The following is a 23,256-nucleotide window of genomic DNA, read 5'->3' on the forward strand; positions in this document are numbered from 1 at the left end:
CCGCGAGTCAGTACCCGAATTTCTTGACGACCATAGAGCGTTGGAACCACCTGATCCCATCCCGAACTCAGAAGTGAAACGATGCATCGCCGATGGTAGTGTGGGGTTTCCCCATGTGAGAGTAGGTCATCGTCAAGATTAAATTCCGAAACCCCAATTGCGAAAGCAGTTGGGGTTTTGTTTTGCCCGCAGGAAAGTGCTTTGCATGCCAACTCAGGCACTAACTGCTTGTTTTTGCCTCGATCTGACGCGAAAGCCACGCCCGGCTGTAGGCCAGAACACGGCTAGCCATGATGGTCGGAAAATGGATAAAGCCATGGGCGGACGAGGGCAATAGATGTACTTCAGCAGGTGCTGATTGTTGCCAGCGCTGAGCCAGTTCCAGCGTGTCATCGCGTAGCGGATCCAGTTCACCGGTGAACATCAACGCCGGTGGCAATCCGCTCAAGTCGCCGTACAGCGGAGACAGTGGCGCCCGCCGGCGCTCATCATCGCTCAAGCCCGGAGTCAGCAGGCCCAATGCCTCGGCCATGCCCGGGCCGTCTAACACCAGCGTTTCAGCAGCGGCTGAGTGCACGCTCGGGGTGCCCGCGAGATCGTAGACGCCGTAATAAAGCAGGGCGCCGCTGACCCGCTGCAGCAAATCGGCTGATTGCTTGAGCGACAACAGCGTGGCGACGGCCAGGTGCGCGCCCGCCGATTCGCCGACAACGATCACCGGCAGGCCGACGAACTCCGTGCAATCGTCGCTGAGCAGCCAGCGTGCGGCGCACAGACAATCCTGCATGAGATCCTCAATAGGCGTATTGATTGCCAATCGATAGTCAACCGATACCACTGCCACGTTGCATGCCTTGACCATGGCGATATTGAGGTCGTCGTTCATCTGCGCATTGCCGATCACCCAGCCGCCACCGTGGTAATCCAGCACCACACCTTGAGCCTTCCCTTGCGGTCGGATGATTCGGACGGGCACTGAAGTACCTTGCGAATAGACCACAGTGTTTTGCGCAAGCAGGTCATATTTGAGCGGTTTGTCCGTGCCGACAATCTGACTGAAGCGCAGCAATGCCTGGATCAAACGCGGAGTCAGCCGATTGCGGATGCGAAACCGCGGCAGCCAGGCGAGTTTGCGGTTGAAGCGCTGCATCTGCGCCAGATCACTTTCGCTGAATTCAAGCGTGTTATCAGCCAAATCCTTTCTCCCTCATCAGCAATCCCCCCTTAAAGATACATGCCGTTACGGCGGAGAGGTGAAGGGCGCCGCGCGGTCAGGAACATGTGCATCATTCCCCACGCGCTGCAATGTTTCCGGCACCGCCAACCACAACAGCATAAACGCCACCCCGGCAATCACCGCCAGGGTCAGAAAAGCCGCGTTGTAACCGGCCTCCTGCAACACAATGCCCGCGACACTACTGCTCAATGCCGCGCCCAGGCCGAATACCGTCGAGAGGGCGCCGAGGCTGATGTTGAAGTGGCCGGTGCCCTGCGTCAGGTCTTTCACTACCACCGGGAACAGTGCACCGAAAATCCCCGCACCGACGCCGTCGAGCATTTGCACCGCAACCAGCCAGTAAGGATCAGCAGACAAGGTGTAGAGCACGCCACGCAACGGCAGAATCAGGAAGCCTGCGAGCAGCAGCGGCTTGCGTCCCCACACATCGGCTTTGGCCCCGACCAGCAAGGCGACCGGCACCATGACCAGTTGCGCGGCGACAATGCAGGCCGAGGTCAACGGCGTCGCCATCTGCAAGTTGACCTGCGCCAGTTTCTGGCTCACCAATGGCAGCATCGCCGCGTTGGCCAAGTGGAAGAGGGCACAGCAGATGGCGAACATCAGCAGCGCCTTGTTGGTCAGCAGCACCGCGAATCCCGAAGGTGCCTTGGCATGTGCGGCGTCGCTGGGGTCCAGTCCCCGTGCCAGATCATGGTTGATCGCGTTGGCATCGACGAAGCTCACGGCGATTACACTGCACAGCGCCATGACCGCCATCAGATAGAACACCGCCACCGGCCCGAACAGGTAGGCGAAACCACCGGCCAGCAGCGCCGCGCAGGCGTTGCCGGCGTGGTTGAAGGTTTCGTTGCGTCCGGTGCGTTGGGTGAAGGCTCGTGGGCCGGTGATGCCGAGGGTGATCGCCGAAATGGCCGGGGCGAACACCGACGCTGCCGCGGCGCTCAGCGCTTGGGTGATCGCCACCAGGCTGAAGGAGGTAACGAACGGCAACACCACGCAACTGCCGGTTACCAGCAGCGCGGCAACTGCGATCGCTGCCCGCTTACTACGGGTGTTGTCGACCAGGGCGCCGGCGGGTGTCTGGGTGACAAGGGCGGCGATGCCGGCCAGGGTCATCACCACCCCGATGCTGGCCGGCTCCCAGTGGTGAACCGCCAACAGATAAATCGCCAGATACGGCCCGAGTCCGTCGCGCACATCGGCGAGGAAGAAATTCAGGCTGTCCAGCGAGAGGTTGTTGCGACGATCGTTATGAGTGACCACGCTGGCATCTTCAATAAACGAGGTTTGGCGAAATGCCTCAACCTCCGCTAAGTCAGTGACTTGTCGCCTGCGGATTTAGTTTCGTGCAGGGTGCAGGCGCGAGGCTCGAATCGCTCGACGTTCTCCCGAGCAATGGCAACCCGAAAAGGGTCAAGCCAATACCGAACAGGGCGCTGACACTCAGCGGATCGTCGAACTGCAGCCACGCCCACAGCAGCGTCACGGGTGGCGTCAGAAACAGTGCGCAACTGATGCGTTGCATGCTGAAACGCTGCAGGCAAAGCCAGTAAAACCCATAGCCGCCGAAGGTCGAGAAAATCACCAGCCACAGCACGCCACTGGCGAAATCCGTACTGATGGGCGGGCACAATTCACCCTCGACACCGGCCAGCAACGCAAACAGCGGCACCACGGCACACACCTGAATGAACAGCGCTGTAGTGACCGGCATTGCCACGCCGGCGCGGGCTTTTTCAAACAAGGTGGCAGCCGCCAGCGACAGCACCGCCAGCAATGGCAAGCTGTAGACCCACAGCGTCGCATTGGCCCATTCGACACTCGCGGCGCTGGCCAGCAGCATGCCGATCACGCACAGCGCCAGCCCCAGCCATTGCCAGCCGCGCGTGCGCTGGCCCGGGACGCTGCCGGCCAGCAGCACAATCGTCAGCGGCAACAGATTGGCAAACAGTGACGCGGTTCCCGGCGTGACGCCAAGTTGAATCGAGGCGGCAATCGGTCCGATGTAGCCACCCATTGCGAACAGCCCAAGCAGTGCCTGGTGCAGCACATCTTTTCCGCGCAAACCACGCAAGCCAGCCCAGGCGAAGGGCAACAACAGCAACCCCGCCAGCACAAATCGCCACAACGAGGCCAGATACACGCTGCCCTGATCGGCGATGTAGCGATAACCGATGAATCCGGAACTCCAGCTGACCACCATCGCCATCAGCAAGCAAAAATTCAGCAGTGAAAATCGAATCGATATGACGTTCATCGAGTGGCACCTGACAGGGGGCTGAGTTCGATGATATGAATCAACCGCTGATGCACACAAACGATACGATCCGCACCACTGATGCAGGAATTCTCAAGCATGGCCGAAGCCCTTGATATCGAACTGTTGCGCACCTTTCAGGCGATCGTGCGCTTCGGGCAATTTCTCGCCGCCGCGAGTTTCCTCAACAAGAGCCCGTCAGCGGTCAGCCTGCATGTGCGGCGTCTGGAAGCGCTGGCGGGCGGGCGCTTGCTGGAGCGCGATAACCAGACGGTCAACCTCACTCCACTGGGTCGACGCTTTGCCCTGCAGAGCGCCGAATTGCTGCGCCACCACGATCAATTGCTGGCGAGTTTCAGCACGCCGCTGGCCAGCGGGCGGGTTCGCCTGGGGATTTCCGAGGAGTATGCCGGCGCGGTACTGGGCTGTACGTTGCCGCACCTGTCGGCAAATTTTCCGCACATCGAACTGGAAGTCGAAACGGGTGCCAGTGGCCGTTTGAGTGCGCGTCTGGAGCGCGGGCAGCTGGATCTGGCGTTGCTGGTGGTCGTCGCCGATGCGCCGCCATCGACGCGTTGCGTAAGGATGCTGGGCCTGACCCAGCCAGTGTGGGTCGCCGCGCACAACTACACGCAGGATCTTACCCGGCCGGTACCGCTGGCCTTGCACGGTAAGGGGTGCCCGTATCGCAGCGTTGCCGTGGATGCATTGAGCGAGCAGGGGCGGCGGTGGCGCGCAGTGATTGTCAGCGCCGGAGCGAGCGCGCTGGAAACAGCCATCGAGGCCAGTCTGGCGGTGGGCATTGTTGATCGCGCGCAAGTGCGCCCCGGCATGCGGGTGCTGAGCAGTGAAGAGGGATTACCCGAGTTGCCGTTGCACGAGTTGCGCCTGATGCAGGCACCGGGTGAATTGAGTGAGGCGGGGGAGGTTCTGGTGCGCTTGATCGGTGACGGCTTCGTATTGTGACGCGTTGATCGACGGCAGCCCCGGGCAGGGCCGCCGTCAGTCATTACATCAGTTGATGCGCGGATGCTGCTGCACCAACTCCTTGCGCTTGGCTTCCAGCTCGGCGATTTCGGCGTCGATGTCTTCGATTTTCTGCTCGATGTTGTCGTGGTGTTCCTTGAGCAGTTCCTTCGCTTCCTCAAGGTCCGACGCCGCCGGCGCGGCACCGCGCAGCGGTTTGTTGGCGGTCTCTTTCATGGTCACGCCGGTGATCAGGCCGACCACGGCAATCACCATCAGGTAGTAGGCCGGCATGTACAGGTTGTTGGTGCTTTCTACCAGCCAGGCCACGGCAGTCGGGGTAAGGCCGGCGATCAGCACCGAGACGTTGAAAGCCGCGGCCAGTGCACTGTAGCGGATGTGTGTGGGGAACATCGCCGGCAGGGTCGAAGCCATGACGCCGATGAAGAAGTTGAGCAATACCGCGAGGATCAGCAGGCCGGAGAAGATCAGACCGATCTTGCCGCTGTTGATCAGCATGAACGCCGGAATCGCCAGCAGGAACAGGCCGATGCTGCCGATCACAATGAAAGGCTTGCGGCCGATCTTGTCGCTGATAAATCCAATAGCCGGCTGCACGAACAGCATGCCGACCATGATCGCGATGATGATCAGCACGCCACGGTTTTCGCTGTAGTGCAGGTTGTGCGACAGGTAGCTCGGCATGTAGGTCAGCAGCATGTAATAGGTGACGTTGGTCACCGCCACCACACCGATACAGGTCATCAGGCTGCGCCAGTGTTTAGTCGCGACTTCCTTGAACGAGACCTTCGGGCCGCCGGCCAGACCTTCACGGTCGCCTTCTTCGAGTTTCTCGACATGCTGTTGAAACGCCGGGGTTTCTTCCAGCGCATGCCGCAGATAAAGGCCGATCATGCCCAGCGGCAGGGCGAGGAAGAACGGCAGGCGCCAGCCCCATTCGAGGAATTTCTCTTCGCCGATGATCGCCGAGATCAGCACCACCACACCGGCGCCTAGGACGAAGCCGGCAATCGAGCCGAAGTCCAGCCAACTGCCGAGGAAACCACGTTTGCGATCGGGCGCGTATTCGGCGACGAAGATTGAGGCGCCGGTGTACTCACCGCCGACCGAGAAACCCTGGGCCATTTTCGCTAGCAACAACAGGATCGGCGCCCAGATGCCGATCGACTCGTAAGACGGTATCAGGCCGATGGCGAAGGTACTCAGCGACATGATCACGATGGTCGCGGCCAGCACTTTCTGTCGCCCGTACTTGTCGCCCAGTGCACCGAAGAACAGCCCGCCCAGCGGACGGATCAGGAACGGCACCGAGAAGGTCGCCAGCGCTGCAATCATCTGCACGCCAGGGTCGGCGCCGGGGAAGAAGATCTTGCCCAGTGCATAGGCGACGAAGCCGTACACCCCGAAGTCGAACCATTCCATGGCGTTGCCCAGGGCGGCGGCGGTGATCGCCTTGCGCATCTTGGCATCGTCGACAATCGTGATGTCTTTCAATCCGATGGGATTGACCTTGTTTTTCCTTGATTTCATGCGGGTCACTCATAGCTGAACGGATTCGATGCCATTGTTTTGCTGGCATGGGTTCTTTCCGTCAGATACAAGAAGACACGAAAAAATTCACTGCTCAGGGCATTTTTGTCGTTTGCCCGTGCTGATGCACCGCGCAAGCAGCGGCTCCCACCCGGCGGCGATTACGCAAAAGCACAAGACGTCAGGCTGAAAACCCGGATAATGGCCGCCAATTCGTTTTTGCTCTCTGGTAAACCCGCATGGAAATCAAGGTCAACTTTCTCGACAACCTTCGACTTGAAGCCAAGTTCGACGACTTCACGGTGATCGCCGATCAGCCCATTCGCTACAAGGGCGATGGCTCGGCACCGGGGCCGTTCGACTACTTCCTGGCGTCGTCGGCCTTGTGCGCGGCTTACTTCGTGAAGCTGTACTGCGAAACGCGCAACATCCCGACCGAGAATATTCGCCTGTCGCAGAACAACATCGTCGACCCGGAAAACCGCTACAACCAGATCTTCAAGATCCAGGTCGAATTGCCGGCGGACATTTCCGAGAAGGATCGTCTGGGCATCCTGCGTTCGATTGATCGCTGCACGGTGAAGAAGGTTGTGCAGACCGGCCCCGAGTTCGTGATCGAGGAGGTCGAGAACCTCGACGCCGATGCGCAAGCGCTGCTGATGCCACACTCGACTTCCGAGGCCGGCACCTACATTGCCGGTAAGGATCTGCCGCTGGAGCAGACCATCGCCAACATGTCGGGGATCCTCGCCGATCTGGGGATGAAGATCGAAATCGCTTCGTGGCGCAACATCGTGCCTAACGTCTGGTCGTTGCACATCCGCGATGCGCATTCGCCGATGTGTTTCACCAATGGTAAAGGCGCGACCAAAGAGGGCGCGCTGGCCTCGGCATTGGGCGAGTTCATCGAGCGCCTGAATTGCAACTTCTTCTACAACGACCAGTTCTGGGGCGAGGACATCGCCACCGCCGAGTTCGTGCATTACCCGAATGAGCGCTGGTTCAAACCGGGCCCGAAAGACGAACTGCCGGCAGAGATTCTCGACCAGTACTGCCTGGACATTTACAACCGCGACGGCGAGCTCAAAGGTTCGCACCTGTTCGACACCAACTCCGGCAACACCCAGCGTGGCATCTGCTCGCTGCCGTTTGTGCGCCAGTCGGATGGCGAGGTGGTGTACTTCCCGTCGAACCTGATCGAAAACCTGTTCCTGAGCAACGGCATGAGCGCCGGCAACACCTTGGCCGAAGCCCAGGTGCAGTGCCTGTCGGAGATCTTCGAGCGCGCGGTCAAACGCGAAATCCTCGAAGGCGAAATGGCCTTGCCCGACGTGCCGCAGGAGGTGCTGGAGAAGTACCCGAGCATTCTTGCCGGGATCAAAGGCCTGGAAGAGCAGGGCTTCCCGGTGCTGGTCAAGGACGCGTCGCTGGGCGGTGAATTCCCGGTGATGTGTGTGACCCTGATGAACCCGCGCACTGGCGGCGTGTTCGCCTCGTTCGGCGCGCACCCGAGCTTGGAGGTAGCGCTGGAACGCAGCCTGACCGAACTGCTGCAAGGCCGCAGTTTCGAAGGCTTGAACGATCTGCCGCAACCGACATTCTCCGGCCAGGCAGTGACCGAACCGAACAACTTCGTCGAGCACTTCATCGACTCCAGCGGTGTGGTGTCGTGGCGCTTCTTCAGTGCCAAGGCTGATTTCGAATTCGTCGAGTGGGACTTCTCGGGTCAGGGCGAAAACTCCAACGCCGAAGAAGCCGCAACCCTGTTCGGCATCCTCGAGGACATGGGCAAAGAAGCCTACATGGCGGTCTACGACGACCTCGGCGCCAACGCCTGCCGGATTCTGGTGCCGGACTACTCGGAAATCTATCCGGTGGACGACCTGATCTGGGACAACACCAACAAGGCCCTGCAATTCCGCGCCGACATCCTCAATCTGCACAGCCTGAGCAAGGTCGGCCTGCGCAATCTCGCTCAAGGCCTGGAAAACAGCGAGCTGGATGATTACACCGATATCACCACGCTGATCGGCATCGAGTTCGACGACAACACGCCGTGGGGCAAACTGACGATTCTGGAACTGCGCCTGCTGATCTACCTCGCCCTGCAGAAATTCGAACAGGCCAAGGATCTGGTCGAAGCCTTCCTGCAATACAACGACAACACCGTCGAGCGCGGCTTGTTCTACCAAGCGGTGAACGTATGCCTGGAAATGGAGCTGGACGAGGATCTGGAACTGGCCGACTACGAGGCCAACTTCCGCCGCATGTTCGGTGACGAGCGCATGGACGCGGCGATCGGCTCGGTCAACGGCAGTGTGCGTTTCTACGGTCTGACACCGACCAGCATGAAACTCGAAGGGCTGGATCGTCACCTGCGTCTAATCGACAGCTACAAGAAGCTGCACGCGGCGCGGGCCAATGCGGCGGGTTTGAATCGCTGATCGGTAAGCCTGTAGTGAGGGGATTCATCCCCGATGGCGTGCAAAGCGAGCCCGGCTTCTTCAACCAATAAAGAAGCGGGCCTGCTGCGCAGTCCATCGGGGATGAATCCCCTCGCCACAAATAAGTATTCTGGTGACACAACCTCATGTGGAAGCGAGCCGGCTCGCGAAGAGCGCGTATCAGTCGCCATCGTCCTGGCTGACAGATCGCATTCGCCAGCAGGTTGGCTCCCTCAGCGCTTGCACTGCGCCTGCACCACCTGACAGGTGTTCGGCGTGCCTCCGGAGCGGCTCGCATAACGCATGCAGTTATTCATCGACTTTTTGCGCGCCATGCTCAAGGTATCGCCCCAGGCCAGCCCCCCTTCGCCGGAAGTGGGCACGGCTTTGGCGTAGCAGTTCGAGCCGTTGGTGGCGTAGCGCTTGCTCGAACAGCCGGCCGTTAGCCCAAGAGTGGTGGCGAGCAGGCTGAGCAGCAGCCATGAGGTGCATTGGCGTACGTTTGTTGCAGTCATCACGGTTCCCCGTTGGGTCAAGCGCATTGATTGCCTGTCTGTCAGGCGTTGGGCATTATCCAGCAATCGACATAAGGAAGCGTCCCCAATGCGTGCACCCACACTACACCTGATGTGCGGCAAGATCGCCTCGGGCAAATCGACACTGGCCCAATCACTGGCTGAGGAGCACGGCGCGCTGTTGCTCAGTGAGGATCAGTGGCTGTCGCGACTGTATCCGGAGCAGATCAAATCCGTGGCGGATTACGTTCGATGTGCGCGGCAGATTCGCGGGGTGCTGGGGCCGTTGGTGATCGATGTGCTCGCGGCCGGGGTGAGTGTGGTGCTGGATTTTCCGGCCAATACTGTGGCGGATCGGCAGTGGCTGCGAGGGCTGGCAGATAGCGCGCGAGTGCCGCACTGCCTGCACTATCTCGAAGTGGATGACGACACCTGCCGCGTCCGGCTGCATGCACGCAACGCGCTGGCGGAGCATGAATTTGCGGCGTCGGATGCGGAGTTTGATTTGATCACGCGCCACTTTCAGGTGCCGGACGTGGGCGAGGGGCTGGAGATCGTCATGCACCGCAATCGGCAACAGGGCTAGTTCCCACCAATGATCTCAGTCTGCCGACCTGCTGCATGACCCTGTAGGAGTGAGCCTGCTCGCGATGGGGCCATGTCAGGCACCCCGCACACTCTGCTGCACAAACCGCTCGATCAACCACCGTGCCGCCGGTCCCGGTGGCAGGTCGGTGCGGTAGATGACGTCGAACGGGTAGATGCCGCTTTGGTACTCCGGCAGGTTCAGCTGTACCAGTCGGCCGGACTGCAAATCTTCCTCGACCATCGGCAACGGCATGTTCCCCCAGCCAATCCCTTCGCGCAGCAGCATGTGTTTGGCACCCAGATCCGCCAGGCGCCAGGTGCGGTTGCTGAGGACGGCGAAGTCGCGATCCTTGGTCAGTTGCGAGCGATCGGACAACACCAATTGCGTCAGTTCACGCCCGGCGCCCGGTGTGTTCGCTTCACCCGAAGCCAACGGATGATTCGGTGCCGCCACCGGAATCAACTCGACATTGCCGGCACCGATACGCTCGATCGCATCGATGCCTTCATTCATTGGCCCACTGACGCCAATGATCGCGCCACGATTGATCACTCGCTCAGTCACCGCCCCCAGCGCCTCCATGTGCAAATGCAGAGCGACGGTGGGAAACGCCTCGCGAAACGACTTCAACGCATCCACCACCCGCTGCGGCGGCAGCATCACGTCCAGCACCACATGCACCTCGGCTTCCAGCCCCTGCAACAGGCCTTTGACCTTGGCGCGCAAGCCATGCACGCCGTTGGCGATGGTGCGCGCCTCGGCCAGTACGGTGCGGCCGGCCTCGGTGAGTTGTGGTTTGCGCGTGGTCTGGCGATCGAACAGCGTTACCCCCAGCTGCAATTCCAAGTTGGCCATCGAATAGCTGATCACCGACGTTGCGCGGTGCAGCTTCCTCGCGGCGGCGGCGAAACTGCCCAATTCCACCACCGTCAGAAACACCCGCAGTTGATCCAGCGTCGGCGTGCCCGGGTCAGAAATCATGGCTGTTACCTCGTCATCATCAGCGAACTGGCATCGTCGCTGAGCTGCGTCAGCTTGTCTATTTTCTAGAACGTAATGATCGAAATTAGTCGGCTATTCAGATTAGCGGGCCAGGCGCACCATTTCCTCACTTGGACGATTCATCTCGGATCGCCGCACCTTTGAAGGAAATACCGTCATGACCACTACCGCAAACATTGCTCCAACCGCTACTGAACAAACCCGCAATGACGTCACCCAGTCCTCGGCCTCGTTGATCGGCCGCATTCTGCTCAGCGCGATCTTCATCCTCTCCGGTTTTTCCAAACTGGCGGCGCCGGCGATGATGATCGGCTACATCGGCTCGGTCGGTCTGCCACTGCCGCAAGTGGCGCTGGCGCTGGCAATCATCGTAGAAATCGGTGGCGGCCTGGCACTGATCGCCGGCTACCGCACCCGAGCCGTCGCCGCTGTGCTGGCCGTGTTCAGCGTGGTCACTGCGCTGGCGTTCCACAACGCCTTGGGCGATCAGAATCAGTTCATCCACTTTTTCAAGAACATCGCCATGGCCGGTGGCCTTCTGCAAGTGGTCGCGTTCGGCGCCGGTCGTTTCAGCCTTGACGCTCGTCGTCACTGATCACGCGCTACCCACTCCAATCGATCGAGGTCTCTCATGAAAGCCATCCGCGTGTATGAATACGGCAACCCCGAAGTGTTGCAACTGGAGGACATCGCCGACCCTGTGGCCGGCGAAGGTGAAGTGTTGATCGAGGTCGCCGGGGCAGGGGTCAACCCGATCGACTGGAAGGTGCTGTCCGGCGCGATGAAAGCGTTCATTCCGCTGCCACTGCCATTCACCCCGGGCGTTGAAGTGTCCGGCAAAGTAATCGCCACTGGCCCCGGTGTGACCCAACTCAAGCTCGGTGATGAAGTGTTCGGCTTCATCAACATCGTCGGTGGCTATGCGAGCAAAGCCGTGGCCCCGGTGAGCAAACTGGCGCTGAAACCGCAATCCCTCAGCGCCTTGCAGGCTGGTGCCGTTCCGGCCACCGCGCTCACCGCGTGGCAAGCGTTGACCGAGCATGCTGGCGTGCAGCGGCGGCAGAAAGTGCTGATTCACGCCGCCGCCGGTGGCGTGGGCAGCATGGCGGTGCAGATTGCCAAGTACCTGGGCGCCGAAGTCATCGCCACCGCCTCGGCCAGTAATCATGCGTACCTCAAGCAACTCGGTGCTGACTACGTTATCGACTACACCACGCAGGCGTTCGATGAGCTGGTATCTGAAGTCGACGTGGTGCTCGATCTGGTGGGCGGTGACACCCAGAACCGTTCGTTCCGCGTGTTGAAACGCGGAGGCTTATTGATCTCACCGGTCAGCGCGCCGAGCATCACGTTGGCCAATGACTACGGCGTAACCCCGATCAACTTCGCCACCCGCTCCGACGGTGCGCAGTTGTCGTTGATCGCCGAACTGTTCGATCGCGGCCACCTCACGGTCGACGTCGAAGTGTTCCCGCTGAGTGAGGCGCAACGTGCGCTCGAGAAAAGCCTGAGCCGCCGTGGTCACGGCCGGTTGGTCCTCGATCCTACGAAGTAGTTCGCCGCTCACGATTGCACCTTAGAGACCTGCTTGCTCTTCATCGGGCAAATACTGAAGTCGGGTCAAATGGTCGACCCGACCTCAGCACGCCATCAGCAAAATCGGCACTTTGCCCGCATCAGGGCAAAACGCTCGGGTGTTGATCAGTCAGTTGGCGCACGACGATCTCCACCGCCTGATCCACGCTGACATTCGCGGTGTCGAGACACAGAATCGGCTGCGTCCAGGCCTCATATTCGTGATTCACAACAGAAAACCAACTCGGTGGCGTCAGCCCCATGATGTCTGATTGCCGCTGCTCAACCCGACGACGATGCTCACGTCGATCCGAGCAAATCACTTCGATGTTGAGCAACGGCACACCCGAGCGAGCCGCGATGTTGGCCCACGCTTGCCGGCTTTCCTCGACAGGGTTCACACAATCAACCACGACACTGTGGCCAGGACGCAGGTTGTTCGCGGCCAGCTCGTTGGCAACCCGGTAACCGCTGGTACCGACATCCTCGGCCAGAACCCCGGCGTTGCGGATGGCTTGTTCGATCGTGTCGATCCGCAGACAGGTCGCATCCAGCCGGATCGCGAGTGATCTGGCGATGGTGGTCTTGCCGGTTCCCGGCAGGCCGCTGAAGACAATTAGCATTGGCAGTCCTTCTTCGCAGTGGCCCATGTCGCGTTCAGAAGTGGATGAAGACCTGACTTACAGCGCCCACATCCGAACCAGGGCAAATTGCAGATCCACAGGGACGCATGTCCGGCCATCCACCCACTCATCTTCGCGAAGACGGCGCCCGGTATTGGTTTCGCGCTCGCCTTTGGCGATGACCAGGACGAACAGGCGGGTAGGGCACTCGAAAGAGCCCAACCGATCAACATCGGCCCGCACCGACCAATCGCCTTCCAGGCACTTGGCCTGCGAGACATCGCCCAGGCATTTGATTTCGGCGACCATCCTCGGGGCGCCGTTGTCGTCCAATGAGTACAGGTCTGCCTTGCGTCGGTCGCCTATCGGCAGATCCGTCCAGATCTCGATCTCATCTTCGAACCAGGCTTGCAGACTGATCTGGGCTTGAATCCAATGCTCGCGGCAACTGTTGAGTTGCAGCACTTGCTCAAGATTCTTCTCCATGCCTTGAAAGGCGCGCTCGAACAAACCGAGCCATTGAGCGGTGTCCATTTCCCATTTCCTGTTTCAGTCCATTTGGGGGGAGGGATTATGGACGGAATCGCCTTCAACCAAAAACTCCACATTCATCACCGGCAGACATCATTCCTGTGGCCAACACAAACAACTGTGGGAGCTGGCTTGCCAGCGATGGGGCCGTGTCAGTCTCCATCCTTCCCGACTGATCCACCGCCATCGCTGGCAAGCCAGCTCCCACAGGGTTATCTGTTGCTCCCGGAATTTGCGAAATAAACTGATCCCTGACGGACAAAAAACGCAGCCCACGGCCCAATCGCGCAGGCATTTGCGTGCGCAGTCGTTCTGTCATATTTGGTATCAGTTGACTGCAGATAGTAGCCAGCCCAACGCTAATTCCAATGAGGCTGCACTGTGTTTCAACGTCTTGTGTGTTCGCTGTCCGTTCTGAGCCTGTCCATCGCCGCTGCCCACGCCGCCGAGCCTGTCGCGCTCGACACGCCGCGCCTGCAAAGCATCGACAACTTCCGTGATGTCGCCGGCCTGACCACTGCGTATTCCACCGCCCACGACGGCACCATGCGTAGCGGGGTGTTTTACCGCTCCAACGCGATCACGCCGTCGGCAGCGGATCTGGCGACCCTCAACAGCCTCGGCATCAAAGCCGTCTACGACCTGCGCACGCCGAGCGAAATCGCCGGCACACCGGACACGCTGCTGAGCGGTGCGATCTACCAGAACATCGACATCATCGGCAGCACCACCTCGGGCGCGAACATCACCACCGTGTCGTTCAAAAGCGCGGCCGACGCCATCGCCATGATGGAACAGACCAACCGCGCCTTCGTCAGCGATGCGGGGATGCGCGGTCAGTTCGGCAAGCTGTTCAACGAACTGGCTACCACCGACGGCGCGCAACTGTTCCATTGCACCGCCGGCAAGGACCGTACCGGCTGGACCACCGCCGTGCTGCAGAGCATCGCCGGGGTCGATAACGCGACCATCATGGCCAACTACCTGGCGACCAACGACTACACCGCCGCCCGCGTCGCCGCGACTCTTAAAGCAATGCCGCCAAGCATGGCCTCGATCTACGCGCCGCTGCTCGGCGTGCAGGCCAGCTACTTGCAGGCCGGTCTGGATGAGGTCACCGCGGAATACGGCAGCATGGACAACTACCTCAAACAAGGCCTCGGCCTGTCGCAGGAAACCATCTACGTGCTGCGCGGCAAACTGGTCGAATACAACAGCCTGCCGGGGCAGGCGGGGTTGATCGGCAACGCTGCTGCGGGTGCCGAATTACTCCGCCAATTGCAGAACACCAGCCTGTCCGGCACCTACAGCGCCTACAACTATTACCTGCAATCGGCGATCGACGCCGGCACCCTCGGCGGTGTCGAATCCCAGGTTGGCGGCCAGGTTCACGCCGACGCCGCCAGTTACCTGCTGCGCCAGAACGCAATGATCGAGCAAGCCGCCGCGCCCTATGCCAGCGGCTCCGATCTGAAAGTCGGCCAATACCGTTTGTGGACCACCGCGCTGGCCGGCTACCTCGGCACCGACGGCTCGTCCCACGCCGAGAGCAGCAACGAACATAGCCAGGGCCTGATGGTCGGCGTCACCCAGCGCTTCTCCGAACAACTCAGCGCGCGCGGCGGCTTCGGCTACAGCAAAGGCACCGTCGGCGGCGCGGGTGGCGAGGCCGATACCGATTTCACCTTCTTCAACCTAGGCGCCCGCTACGGCTTCACCAGCCTGGAACGCGGCTTGTTCGTCGACGCCAACGCCAGCGCCGGCTACGTCGATTACGACAGCAAACGCGAACTGGGCGGCGGCCTCGGCACTGCCAAGGGCGACACCCACGGCAACCTCACCGGCGCGACGCTGGCGCTGGGTTACCGTGTACCGGTCGACGGCATGATCTTCGAACCAAGTCTCGGCGTGCGCGTCAGCCACCTCGATCTCAAAGGCTTCCAAGAGAAGGGCAGCGAACTGGCACTCGACGTCGACGACAACACCGCCACCCGCCGCAGCGCCGTCGCCAACCTCAACGTGGCGTTCGCCCCAGTGGCGATGGGCGCCTGGCAACTGGTGCCGGGTGTGCAAGTCGGCTACGAACGCACGTTGGGCAACAACGACGTCAACAGCAACGGCCACCTGCTGGGCCTCGACATCGAACAACGCGCCGCCTTCGACAACCGCGACCAGTTCAGCGGCGGCGTCAACCTGATGGCCAGCCTCGGCGCCGTCAGCCTCGGCGCAGAAGTCGGCGCCAGCGGCGGCGGTGACAGCCATGGTTTCAGTGGCAGCCTGAAGGCCAGTTACGCGTTCTGAAGCAAGGACAACCGCGCAAGGTCAAGGATGACCAGAATGCAAAAAGTCCCACCAAACCCGTTGGAACGGCCTATCGCCAATCCTGAGTCCACTGCATATTCCTGTGGCAGCGGGCTTGCTCGCGAAGAGGCCATGTCAGTCACCATCAACTCGCCTGATCCACCGCATTCGCGAGCAAGCTCGCTCCCACATTCAGATCCCGACCAGCCGCCAATCCTGAGTCCAGCACATCAGCCGTGTCACCGACCAGCGCCAGTCTTGAGTCCACCAATTAACCCTGTGGGAGCGAGCTTGCTCGCGAAGGTGTCATGTCAGCCAACATCACCATCAACTGACCCACCAGCACTCTTGCCTATAAACCAATCAACCCCGCCCCCTCAATTGCGCCGGACTGACCCCATACGCCTGCTGAAAATACTGACAAAACCGCCCGACATTACTGAAGCCAAAGCGCAGCGCCACCTCCGTCACCGACGCCGAATGCCGCTGTCCCAGCGCCTCGAAAGCCCGCTCCAGCCGCACCTGACGCTGATACGCGACAATCGACATCCCGACAAACCGCCGAAACCCCTCCTGCAATGCACGCTGACTGACATTGCTCAACCGTGCCAGCTCCACGCCACTCACCAGTTGCTCCGGATGGGCCTGAATAAACTCCATCGCCAACTTCACATGCCGCGGCGCCACCCTCGGCACCGGCTGGCGCAACGCCTCGGTAAAATTGTGCGGCCACGCCTCCAGCACCGCATCAATCAACATCTCGCGCAACCGCGACGGCATCAGCGTGCCGCTGTTGAGCAACAGATCAAACTCCGTCCCCGTCGCCAGATCAATCAACGCCTTGATCCCGCCAAATGCCGCCGTGTGCAGATCCACCACCGGCTCAAACACAATCTTCTGCACAACCGGCCGCCCCAACAACGCCGCCAACCGCTCCGTCAGTTGCCCACGATTAACCGAAATCCCGTGCTGCGCGTGATTGTCGAGAAACCGCATCGAACGAATATCCGCCTTATCAATCGCCAACCCCACCTGGACCATGCCGACGGACTCGGTTCGGTGGTTGAACACAATCTTGCCCGCCGTGGGAATCACGAACGTGATCTCGTCCTGCGGGTCGGGAAAGGTGACGGTGAAATCGCCGTGATAATGCATGCGCCGGAAACTGACGCCGTCGTGTCTGCCGTAGACGCCGCCGATGATGATGCTGGAGGGGATTGGCGGGGTGTCGGCGTAGCGATTGCCGAAGAGTCGGGAGAAGAGGGCGCCGAAGTCATCGGAGTGGAGGTTTTCGGAGCGGAGGATGATTTTTGGGCGGGGTGGGGTTGGGGACACCTTGGGGGGCACCTTGGGTTGGGGGCTCTTGGGTGAGGAAATCAGGAAGACGGAGGGGAGGTTAGCAGGTTGGGGGTGACAGGTTTGTGACGGGAAATTGAGTCGCTGGAGTCCAGTCCGCTTTCCGGCATCAGTGGACATTATTGCTTCAGAGCGTGAAATGCCACCAGACGTAAGTTCCGATAACGAACGTCGTTGTTAGCTGTGATGAGATTCCTGTTGGTGCAACGGCTTCGTGCGGAAATGAGGCATTGCCGTTCTAATACCACACCTTACAGTTCAACGAGTCAGGAACACGCCTGAGTTGTACCACCCGCTATCGCACTGTTCATCCTGCTGCACTGCTGAGCTTGTACTGACTAGTTACTTGTCGGGTGCGCAGAAATTCCCGATCTTTGTGCGAATGACGCCCGAGGCTATTGGTTATAACGAAAATACAGGCTGGCAGCTGAAAATGATTTAAGTCGCGCCGTTGACAGTCATGAATGAACTAAGTGATATTTCAATTGCTTTCAAACCCAGGAAATGGAGACAACGGAAAAATGTCATTCAATTATCAGGAAGTCCCTAGCGTACTTATTCAGGATCCGCTGGCGGGGCATGCTTATGTCATCAGCAGCGATGAACTCAAAGAGTTTGAACTTACACCGGCCAGCCTGAAAAGCATAAGTGACGGAGTTGTGACGTTTGTCGTTCCTGATGACGAGTTCATCGAAACGACGCCAGCATTCAACGCCAGCGGTAGTAAAACTCCTAGTGTTATTGTTCAGGTACTTTCTGTAAACAAGTCCTTTCTGCTCAGCTATGAGCAACTTCAGTTATTCCGGGTGCAGCAGCCAAACGATTACGGTGGTTACGGTATTTCCTTCGTCATTCCTTCCGGCAACGAATTCCTCGAAGACCTTTCACCTGTTCAACAGGCGATGTTGCAGAGCGGAGAGGTCTGCGACGCGGGTACGTCCAGTCGCAAGATCTGCTCGCTGCCGGCACAGAGCGAGCAGTACGCTCACTAGTCAATCGGGCCCGGCGCGTTGTGCCCGGGCCATTCAGCAGAATGGATGCCCGCAGCAATGGAACGGTTTTCCCTTTCAAAAAAAAACTTGCCCTGAATCCGTCAGATGATATTCGCTATTTAGTCATTGATGATTTTCTCGAAGATGAAGTCTGCAAGGCACTGCACGCAGAGCTTTTGGCAAATCAGATGTGGCGTCAGAAAAATCCGTTATCAAAGCATCTGCACAACGCTCGTCCTAAAAGCGACCTGATTATCTCTTTGGTTAACGGAATAACTGCGCAAATAAGACAGGATGCGCTTGAAGATGTCGAACTTATAGATTATTGGGCGCTGTTATATTCGCTCAATACCGACGGCAATGTACACGCCGACTTTGGCCAGCTCACACTGACGTATTGGTTGACGCCGGAGCATTACAATCTTGATCCGGTAACGGGCGGGCTTTTGTTATATGACGTGCGGCGCGACCCTGGACAGGGTGCCAATATATATTTGGCGGCGGGAAAGGAGTCCGAAGACTATGTTAATACACGTACGCGAAGAAAAGTGGTTATCCCCTATCGATGCAATCGGGCTGTGCTGTTTGATTCCAGTCACTATCATAAAACCCATTCGCCGAACTTCGATAACTCTCGCCCTGAGGGTATGAGAATGAATTTGACGTTGGCCTATGCCAGCGCCGCACATGTTGAACGACAGTTCAAACTCATCGAAGGCTGATTCGGGCGATCCTCATGCAAGGCATTATTTATAAGCTGTTCAACGAACATTATCGACTGCTCACCGACAGCGCCGAAATGTACGCCTTTCTTCTCGATGTGCTGGAAAAGCACGTCGTCGTCGACGCTCGGGTCAAGCCTAAGTACGACATTCGTATTCCATGGCTGAGCCCGGAGAGAAGGCGCTATCTGACGCGCACGGCTCCCTCGTCGGATCACGCCTTGACGGAGGTTTCCATCCGCGAAGGGGCGACATCGTTCTCGGCATGGTCCAGTACTGCGCCGCCGCTCGTTCCATTCAACCTGGACGTGATTGACGGTCGTTACTTCGCTTTCCATGCGGCGGCTGTCGAAGTCCCCCGGTACGGCGCAATCATCCTGCTTGGCAACAAGGGGGCAGGTAAAAGCACCAACTCGCTGGCCTTGTGCAAGGAGCAGGGCTGGTCATTGCTCACCGATGAAACCTGTGTGATTGACGCTCATGACCTGAGTATTCAGGCCTTGTTGCGCCAACCGCATGGTTATGAAATCGATGAACAGCGCGTCGCGCGCAAAAGCGTACTGCGCTATGCCGACAACCCGTGGCTGGTCACGGCCAGTGTCGCGACCCCGCGACTGGCTTTCGAACTCGTGCACATTCAGGGGCTGTCGATACCCCACGTTCAGCCGATCAGCGACCCGAAGATTGCGACCCAGATATTGCTCAGGCATCAGTTGCAATTCGGCAGTTCGCCCAGTGCTGCCTTGTCGTGCGCGAAAGCATTGGCGGCCAACGTGCAACTGAGTCAGATACATCATGGTGGTTATGAAAGCTTTGCACTGACCCGCGAAACCATTTTCAGCAGCGTCAACAGGATGTTCGCATGACTGCGTTTTTTACTAATCCCTCGCTTTACATACTGCAGACCAAACTGGTTTCCCCGAACAGCCAGGGCAATAGCCGCTGGACGGTCATAAACCCGGATACCACTGCACTTTACGGGGCCGTCGGCAAAGATGTTTACCCCAGACTGCTGCAGATTCTGAAGCGTGCAGGTACGCCGTCCGGCGTGGATCCGGCGGACGTTGCAAACCTGGTGGAGAAGGGGCTGCTTACCCAAGACCAGCACCGCCGGATACGCACTGAGGGCCGATGGTTTCTCGATCATTACCATGAGTTTGTCCACGACTACCGCTTCCATAACTACGCCTCGGTAGAGCGCTTCAGGAAAGATCGAGAACAAATGGCCGAATATGGCAAGATCCAGACGCCGCCATCGGTCTATACGCAACGCGACCAGCGTTCTGAAACCTTCTTGCTTGCACCGCCCCGAATGGACCTCGATGAGGTAGAAGACGAGCTGCAATTACTCAGCAATATTCTGTCGGGTACGTTCCTCGCTGTAGGTCAAATCGAGGGTGGAGATTTCGGGCCTTGGCTGCGCAAGGCCAGCCCCTCGGGCGGCGCACGCCATCCGACCGAAGCGTGGGTGATGGTGTATGGCAAGCGTGACATCGCGGACGGGCTCTATTATTTCGACGCACCTTCCAATCAATTGTTTTGGAAAGGCCCTTATCGGTCGGCCGACGATAGCGAGCAGTTAGCGCTCATCATTACCGCTCACGTAGAGCGACCAATGTGGCGCTACCGTGAAAGCAGAAGTTTTCGTGCCGTACTTCTGGATGCCGGGCACTGCGTGGAAACGCTCAACCAACTGAGCGTAGCATTTGGCTGGACGCTGAAGGGGCGGGATATCCCACAAGCCGTTCTGCAGGTCCTGGACCTTCAGGACATCGCGCTGTGTGCCCTGGACATCTGTCGAGGGGCCGGCGACGGATCGGCTGTCGGGATCGAGCCACCGACGTCTTGTGCCCCTCAAAAGGTGCCGCGCGTAGAGCGAGATACCGAATACCGGACCAATCCTTTTCTGTGGGGATCGTTCACGGGGGCGGAGCTGACCGGCACGATTGCCTACCCGCAAAGCACGCGCCTCACGCTGAGTGACGATATGCTGCGCATATTGAGCTATGCCCAGGTATCCCGACGCGGTGACCGTCCCTCGACGCCGGGCGCTATCAGCGCCAGTCTTGGCGTTCCAGACGAGTTGATCAGAGTCCTTGTCGAGTCGGGACTGCTGCTCGAGCAGGAACGCGTCAAGGCGCTCTATGCCGAGGCCGCTCACTGGATCGCTCACGGCTGGTACCAAAACCTCTTGCTCTACCTGGAATACCGGTCGACCAAGATTCACGCATCAAGCCAACAAAACCTCACGCTTCTCGCACCACCCAGACCTGAACACCCTGGCACCCTCTGGCGGGCGCTTTCGCGCCATCGAAAAACCACCCGATCCTTTACCGCTGACACTATTTCGGCAGAGCACTTGAGCCAAGTACTGGCGCCTTGCCTGGAACTGCTGCAGAGCCACGCCTCGCTGGAGCTGTTTCATCTGAAAAGGCATGCCTACGGTCATTTCGAGGGGGAAAAGTGGAATAAGGCGTCAGCGAGTTTCGTTGCCCAGGCGTCGGTTGCCGCCGCGGCGCTGGAAAGTGCGGTCATCGGTCAAAGCCCGATCATTCAGGCATCGAACGTGCTTTGGCTTTCCATCTCGGTACGGGATCTGACTGCAGAAGGTTATTTCAACGCCCTGATGGTACTGGGTATCGCCGCGCAGAAACTTTGCATCCAGTGTGCATTGCTGGGGTTGGGTATATTCGTGACCCCTGCATCAAACGATGGCGAGGCCGCGACGATCAGCCAGCTCGACTCGCTGCATACTATCAATTACTTCGCAGCCATCGGGCACGGGGCAGGAGCTGTCAAACGTGAAGACTGAAAATGGATCTTTGGCCTACAGCGATCAGCGGCGTCTGCTGAGAAACATCAACCACTCGACACTTGTGCAGTTCGCTACGCTGGCGATGTCGCTGCTCTTCGGCGCCTACATGATCAGGCGCGTCGGTGCCGACTATTTTGGACACATCACGTCGGCCAATGCGGTCATCTCCATCTGCATCATCTTTACCACTTTCGGCTGGCCGGTCCTGCTGACCAAAATTTTCGCCAACGGGCATCGAGCAACAGCGTTGCGGGCACTGCGAAAATCTGTCGGCGATGCATGTGTCATCACAGTCCTGACTGGGGCGGTGCTTTATGTGCTGATTTTGCTCGGCGTTCTGAAAGAACCGGCGTACCACTTTGCCTTTTTGCCCTTGCTGATCTTTCTGCGATCGCTGGCAGCCTTGGCAAAGGCGGTACTTGACGGGCTCGGCAAGGTCGTCGTCGAGCAATATGCACTGGGAATCGTCCTGCCTCTACTGACCATCCTGTGTTTCATACTCGCCGGCACACTGGACAGCGTTGACAGCCTGTTCGTCATTTACAGCCTGTCAGCGCTGATCGGCCTGGCCGTGCTGGCGGGGATCGCCACTACGGCTACCGGCCCGGGGCTCGACGCTAATCAGGCACCACCAGCGGAAAAGCGCTCACACAACTGGTGGCTGATGTCCGCAGGCCTGTCGAACGTCGTGCTGCTGAACACCGACATCATCATCATGGGCCACTACGTCACAGAAGGGGTGATCGCCGTCTACGGGATCATCAGTGTGGTCGTGGCAGTGATGACCATGGCAATCTCGGCTGGAAACGCAATCTATGCGCCAGTCATCGTCAAGCACTATCAGAACAATGATTACAGGGCCGCGCGCATTACCTTCCGCAGCGTGCAGAAACGTGTATTGATCTGGTCACTGCCGTTCTTCCTGATCGTGTCCCTGTTCCCGGGCGGAATTATCGGCGCCCTGGCTGGAAACACGAGCGACCCGGATCTGGCCGGATGCCTGATTATTCTCGCCGTCGCTCAACTGGTGAATGCAGCGACTGGCCCCGTGGCCACTTCGCTTTACATGAAAGGCGAGATTGCGTTCTTCGCCAGCAGCATGATGATCGCAGTCGTGTTGAATATCGCCGGTAACCTGTGGCTGGTCCCTGAGTTCGGCGTGCTGGGGGCAGCTGTTTCCACTGCCGCTGTCATCGCGCTCGCAAACGTCGCCCAGTACCTCAGGGCCCGTCAGTTGCACATCGTCTAGGAGACACGAAATGAGCATCCGCCGTGCCACCCCCGAGGACGCCGTTCAGATCGCCCGGATTCACTGGGCGTCCTGGAAGAGTACCTACCGCGACATCATTCCCGAGGCCTATCTTGAGCGGATCACGGTCGAGTCGCGGCTGGCTCACTGGGAACGCCAGATCGCCAGCGCAGAACTGGACATACAAGTCTGGACCGATGACGCAGGGGACGTCTTGGGCTGGATCGCGACCGGGCCCGATCGCGAAGATCCGAGCAACCCGAACATCGCCGAAATACATGCGTTCTATATTGCACCGCAACACACAGGTAAAGGCATCGGCCGTCAGTTACTCGGCCATACAACGGTGCAGCAGCAGAGCGCCGGAAGATCAAGGATTGTGCTCTGGGTCTTGGAAAGAAATGAATCGGCCGTGATTTTTTACCGCCAGTCCGGCTTTCGCAAAGACCCCGTCAAGACCCAGCTCATCGAGCGCGGCGGGGCTGAACTGGTTGAGTTGAAACTGCAGAGAGTCATTGCCTGACGCAT

General features: G+C 59.1%; 21 protein-coding genes and 1 rRNA gene. 13 read left to right on the plus strand and 9 right to left on the minus strand.

Annotated elements, in window-relative coordinates:
* Nucleotides 1–22: 22 nt before the first annotated feature.
* Nucleotides 23–138 (plus strand): 5S ribosomal RNA (gene rrf / locus PMI25_RS26420).
* An 82-nt stretch (nt 139–220) separates the two neighbouring features.
* On the opposite strand, the gene PMI25_RS26425 is transcribed toward rrf, so the two are convergent.
* The 3 genes from PMI25_RS26425 to PMI25_RS26435 form a co-directional block, all read right to left on the minus strand.
* The gene (locus PMI25_RS26425; protein ID WP_081755244.1) at nt 221–1,150 is read right to left on the minus strand and encodes an alpha/beta hydrolase; all 930 of its coding nucleotides are present in this window, start codon (nt 1,148–1,150) and stop codon (nt 221–223) included.
* Nucleotides 1,151–1,240: 90 nt separating this feature from the next.
* Nucleotides 1,241–2,503, minus strand: coding sequence for an MFS transporter (locus PMI25_RS26430; protein ID WP_007969014.1), 1,263 nt, complete (start codon nt 2,501–2,503; stop codon nt 1,241–1,243).
* A gap of 52 nt (nt 2,504–2,555) precedes the next feature.
* Nucleotides 2,556–3,497 carry a DMT family transporter gene (locus PMI25_RS26435; RefSeq protein WP_007969016.1) on the minus strand — a complete coding sequence of 314 codons (942 nt, stop codon included), beginning with the start codon at nt 3,495–3,497 and terminating at the stop codon, nt 2,556–2,558.
* Nucleotides 3,498–3,596: 99 nt separating this feature from the next.
* Between PMI25_RS26435 and PMI25_RS26440 the strand changes: the two genes are divergently transcribed.
* A complete protein-coding gene (locus tag PMI25_RS26440; RefSeq protein WP_007969023.1) occupies nt 3,597–4,463 on the plus strand; it encodes a LysR substrate-binding domain-containing protein in 867 nt (288 codons plus the stop codon).
* A 48-nt stretch (nt 4,464–4,511) separates the two neighbouring features.
* Here PMI25_RS26440 and proP read toward each other — a convergent pair whose 3' ends face one another.
* Nucleotides 4,512–6,014: a glycine betaine/L-proline transporter ProP gene (gene proP / locus PMI25_RS26445; protein WP_007969025.1), complete on the minus strand. Its 1,503-nt coding sequence runs from the start codon at nt 6,012–6,014 to the stop codon at nt 4,512–4,514.
* 239 nt (nt 6,015–6,253) lie between these two features.
* On the opposite strand from proP, the gene PMI25_RS26450 reads away from it, so the two are divergent.
* A complete protein-coding gene (locus PMI25_RS26450; RefSeq protein ID WP_007969026.1) occupies nt 6,254–8,458 on the plus strand; it encodes an OsmC domain/YcaO domain-containing protein in 2,205 nt (734 codons plus the stop codon).
* A gap of 233 nt (nt 8,459–8,691) precedes the next feature.
* Here the strand turns inward: PMI25_RS26450 and PMI25_RS26455 are convergent, their stop codons facing one another.
* Nucleotides 8,692–8,973 carry a hypothetical protein gene (locus PMI25_RS26455; RefSeq protein WP_045122201.1) on the minus strand — a complete coding sequence of 94 codons (282 nt, stop codon included), beginning with the start codon at nt 8,971–8,973 and terminating at the stop codon, nt 8,692–8,694.
* Nucleotides 8,974–9,061: 88 nt separating this feature from the next.
* On the opposite strand from PMI25_RS26455, the gene PMI25_RS26460 reads away from it, so the two are divergent.
* Entirely contained in the window at nt 9,062–9,559 is a 498-nt protein-coding gene (locus tag PMI25_RS26460; protein WP_007969032.1) for an AAA family ATPase, read from the plus strand.
* A 75-nt stretch (nt 9,560–9,634) separates the two neighbouring features.
* Here the strand turns inward: PMI25_RS26460 and PMI25_RS26465 are convergent, their stop codons facing one another.
* On the minus strand, nt 9,635–10,543 hold the full coding sequence (locus tag PMI25_RS26465) for a LysR family transcriptional regulator (RefSeq protein ID WP_007969033.1): 909 nt from the start codon (nt 10,541–10,543) through the stop codon (nt 9,635–9,637).
* 178 nt (nt 10,544–10,721) lie between these two features.
* Between PMI25_RS26465 and PMI25_RS26470 the strand changes: the two genes are divergently transcribed.
* Entirely contained in the window at nt 10,722–11,159 is a 438-nt protein-coding gene (locus PMI25_RS26470) for a DoxX family protein (RefSeq protein ID WP_007969034.1), read from the plus strand.
* Between the two features lie 36 nt (nt 11,160–11,195).
* A complete protein-coding gene (locus tag PMI25_RS26475; protein ID WP_007969035.1) occupies nt 11,196–12,119 on the plus strand; it encodes an NADP-dependent oxidoreductase in 924 nt (307 codons plus the stop codon).
* A gap of 121 nt (nt 12,120–12,240) precedes the next feature.
* Here the strand turns inward: PMI25_RS26475 and PMI25_RS26480 are convergent, their stop codons facing one another.
* A complete protein-coding gene (locus PMI25_RS26480; protein ID WP_007969036.1) occupies nt 12,241–12,762 on the minus strand; it encodes an AAA family ATPase in 522 nt (173 codons plus the stop codon).
* A 57-nt stretch (nt 12,763–12,819) separates the two neighbouring features.
* Nucleotides 12,820–13,296, minus strand: a complete 477-nt coding sequence (locus tag PMI25_RS26485) for a hypothetical protein (protein WP_007969037.1) — start codon at nt 13,294–13,296, stop codon at nt 12,820–12,822.
* A 378-nt stretch (nt 13,297–13,674) separates the two neighbouring features.
* Between PMI25_RS26485 and PMI25_RS26490 the strand changes: the two genes are divergently transcribed.
* The gene (locus tag PMI25_RS26490) at nt 13,675–15,594 is read left to right on the plus strand and encodes a tyrosine-protein phosphatase (protein ID WP_007969039.1); all 1,920 of its coding nucleotides are present in this window, start codon (nt 13,675–13,677) and stop codon (nt 15,592–15,594) included.
* 363 nt (nt 15,595–15,957) lie between these two features.
* On the opposite strand, the gene PMI25_RS26495 is transcribed toward PMI25_RS26490, so the two are convergent.
* A complete protein-coding gene (locus tag PMI25_RS26495; RefSeq protein WP_045122202.1) occupies nt 15,958–16,929 on the minus strand; it encodes an AraC family transcriptional regulator in 972 nt (323 codons plus the stop codon).
* A gap of 542 nt (nt 16,930–17,471) precedes the next feature.
* On the opposite strand from PMI25_RS26495, the gene PMI25_RS26500 reads away from it, so the two are divergent.
* The 6 genes from PMI25_RS26500 to PMI25_RS26525 are packed head-to-tail and all read left to right on the plus strand — an operon-like array spanning nt 17,472 to nt 23,251.
* Nucleotides 17,472–17,942 (plus strand): hypothetical protein, encoded by a 471-nt coding sequence (locus PMI25_RS26500; protein WP_007969041.1) that lies wholly within the window; start codon nt 17,472–17,474, stop codon nt 17,940–17,942.
* Nucleotides 17,943–17,983: 41 nt separating this feature from the next.
* Nucleotides 17,984–18,664 carry a hypothetical protein gene (locus PMI25_RS26505; protein ID WP_007969042.1) on the plus strand — a complete coding sequence of 227 codons (681 nt, stop codon included), beginning with the start codon at nt 17,984–17,986 and terminating at the stop codon, nt 18,662–18,664.
* A gap of 14 nt (nt 18,665–18,678) precedes the next feature.
* A complete protein-coding gene (locus PMI25_RS26510) occupies nt 18,679–19,530 on the plus strand; it encodes a hypothetical protein (RefSeq protein ID WP_007969043.1) in 852 nt (283 codons plus the stop codon).
* A complete protein-coding gene (locus PMI25_RS27740; RefSeq protein ID WP_007969045.1) occupies nt 19,527–21,476 on the plus strand; it encodes a nitroreductase family protein in 1,950 nt (649 codons plus the stop codon). The genes PMI25_RS26510 and PMI25_RS27740 overlap by 4 nt, the downstream gene beginning before the upstream one ends.
* Nucleotides 21,466–22,728, plus strand: a complete 1,263-nt coding sequence (locus PMI25_RS26520) for a polysaccharide biosynthesis C-terminal domain-containing protein (RefSeq protein ID WP_007969047.1) — start codon at nt 21,466–21,468, stop codon at nt 22,726–22,728. Before PMI25_RS27740 ends, PMI25_RS26520 begins: the two co-directional genes overlap by 11 nt.
* Nucleotides 22,729–22,738: 10 nt before the next feature.
* The gene (locus PMI25_RS26525) at nt 22,739–23,251 is read left to right on the plus strand and encodes a GNAT family N-acetyltransferase (RefSeq protein ID WP_007969048.1); all 513 of its coding nucleotides are present in this window, start codon (nt 22,739–22,741) and stop codon (nt 23,249–23,251) included.
* Nucleotides 23,252–23,256 lie beyond the last annotated feature (5 nt).

This window comes from Pseudomonas sp. GM30, assembly GCF_000282275.2.
Taxonomy (GTDB): domain Bacteria; phylum Pseudomonadota; class Gammaproteobacteria; order Pseudomonadales; family Pseudomonadaceae; genus Aquipseudomonas.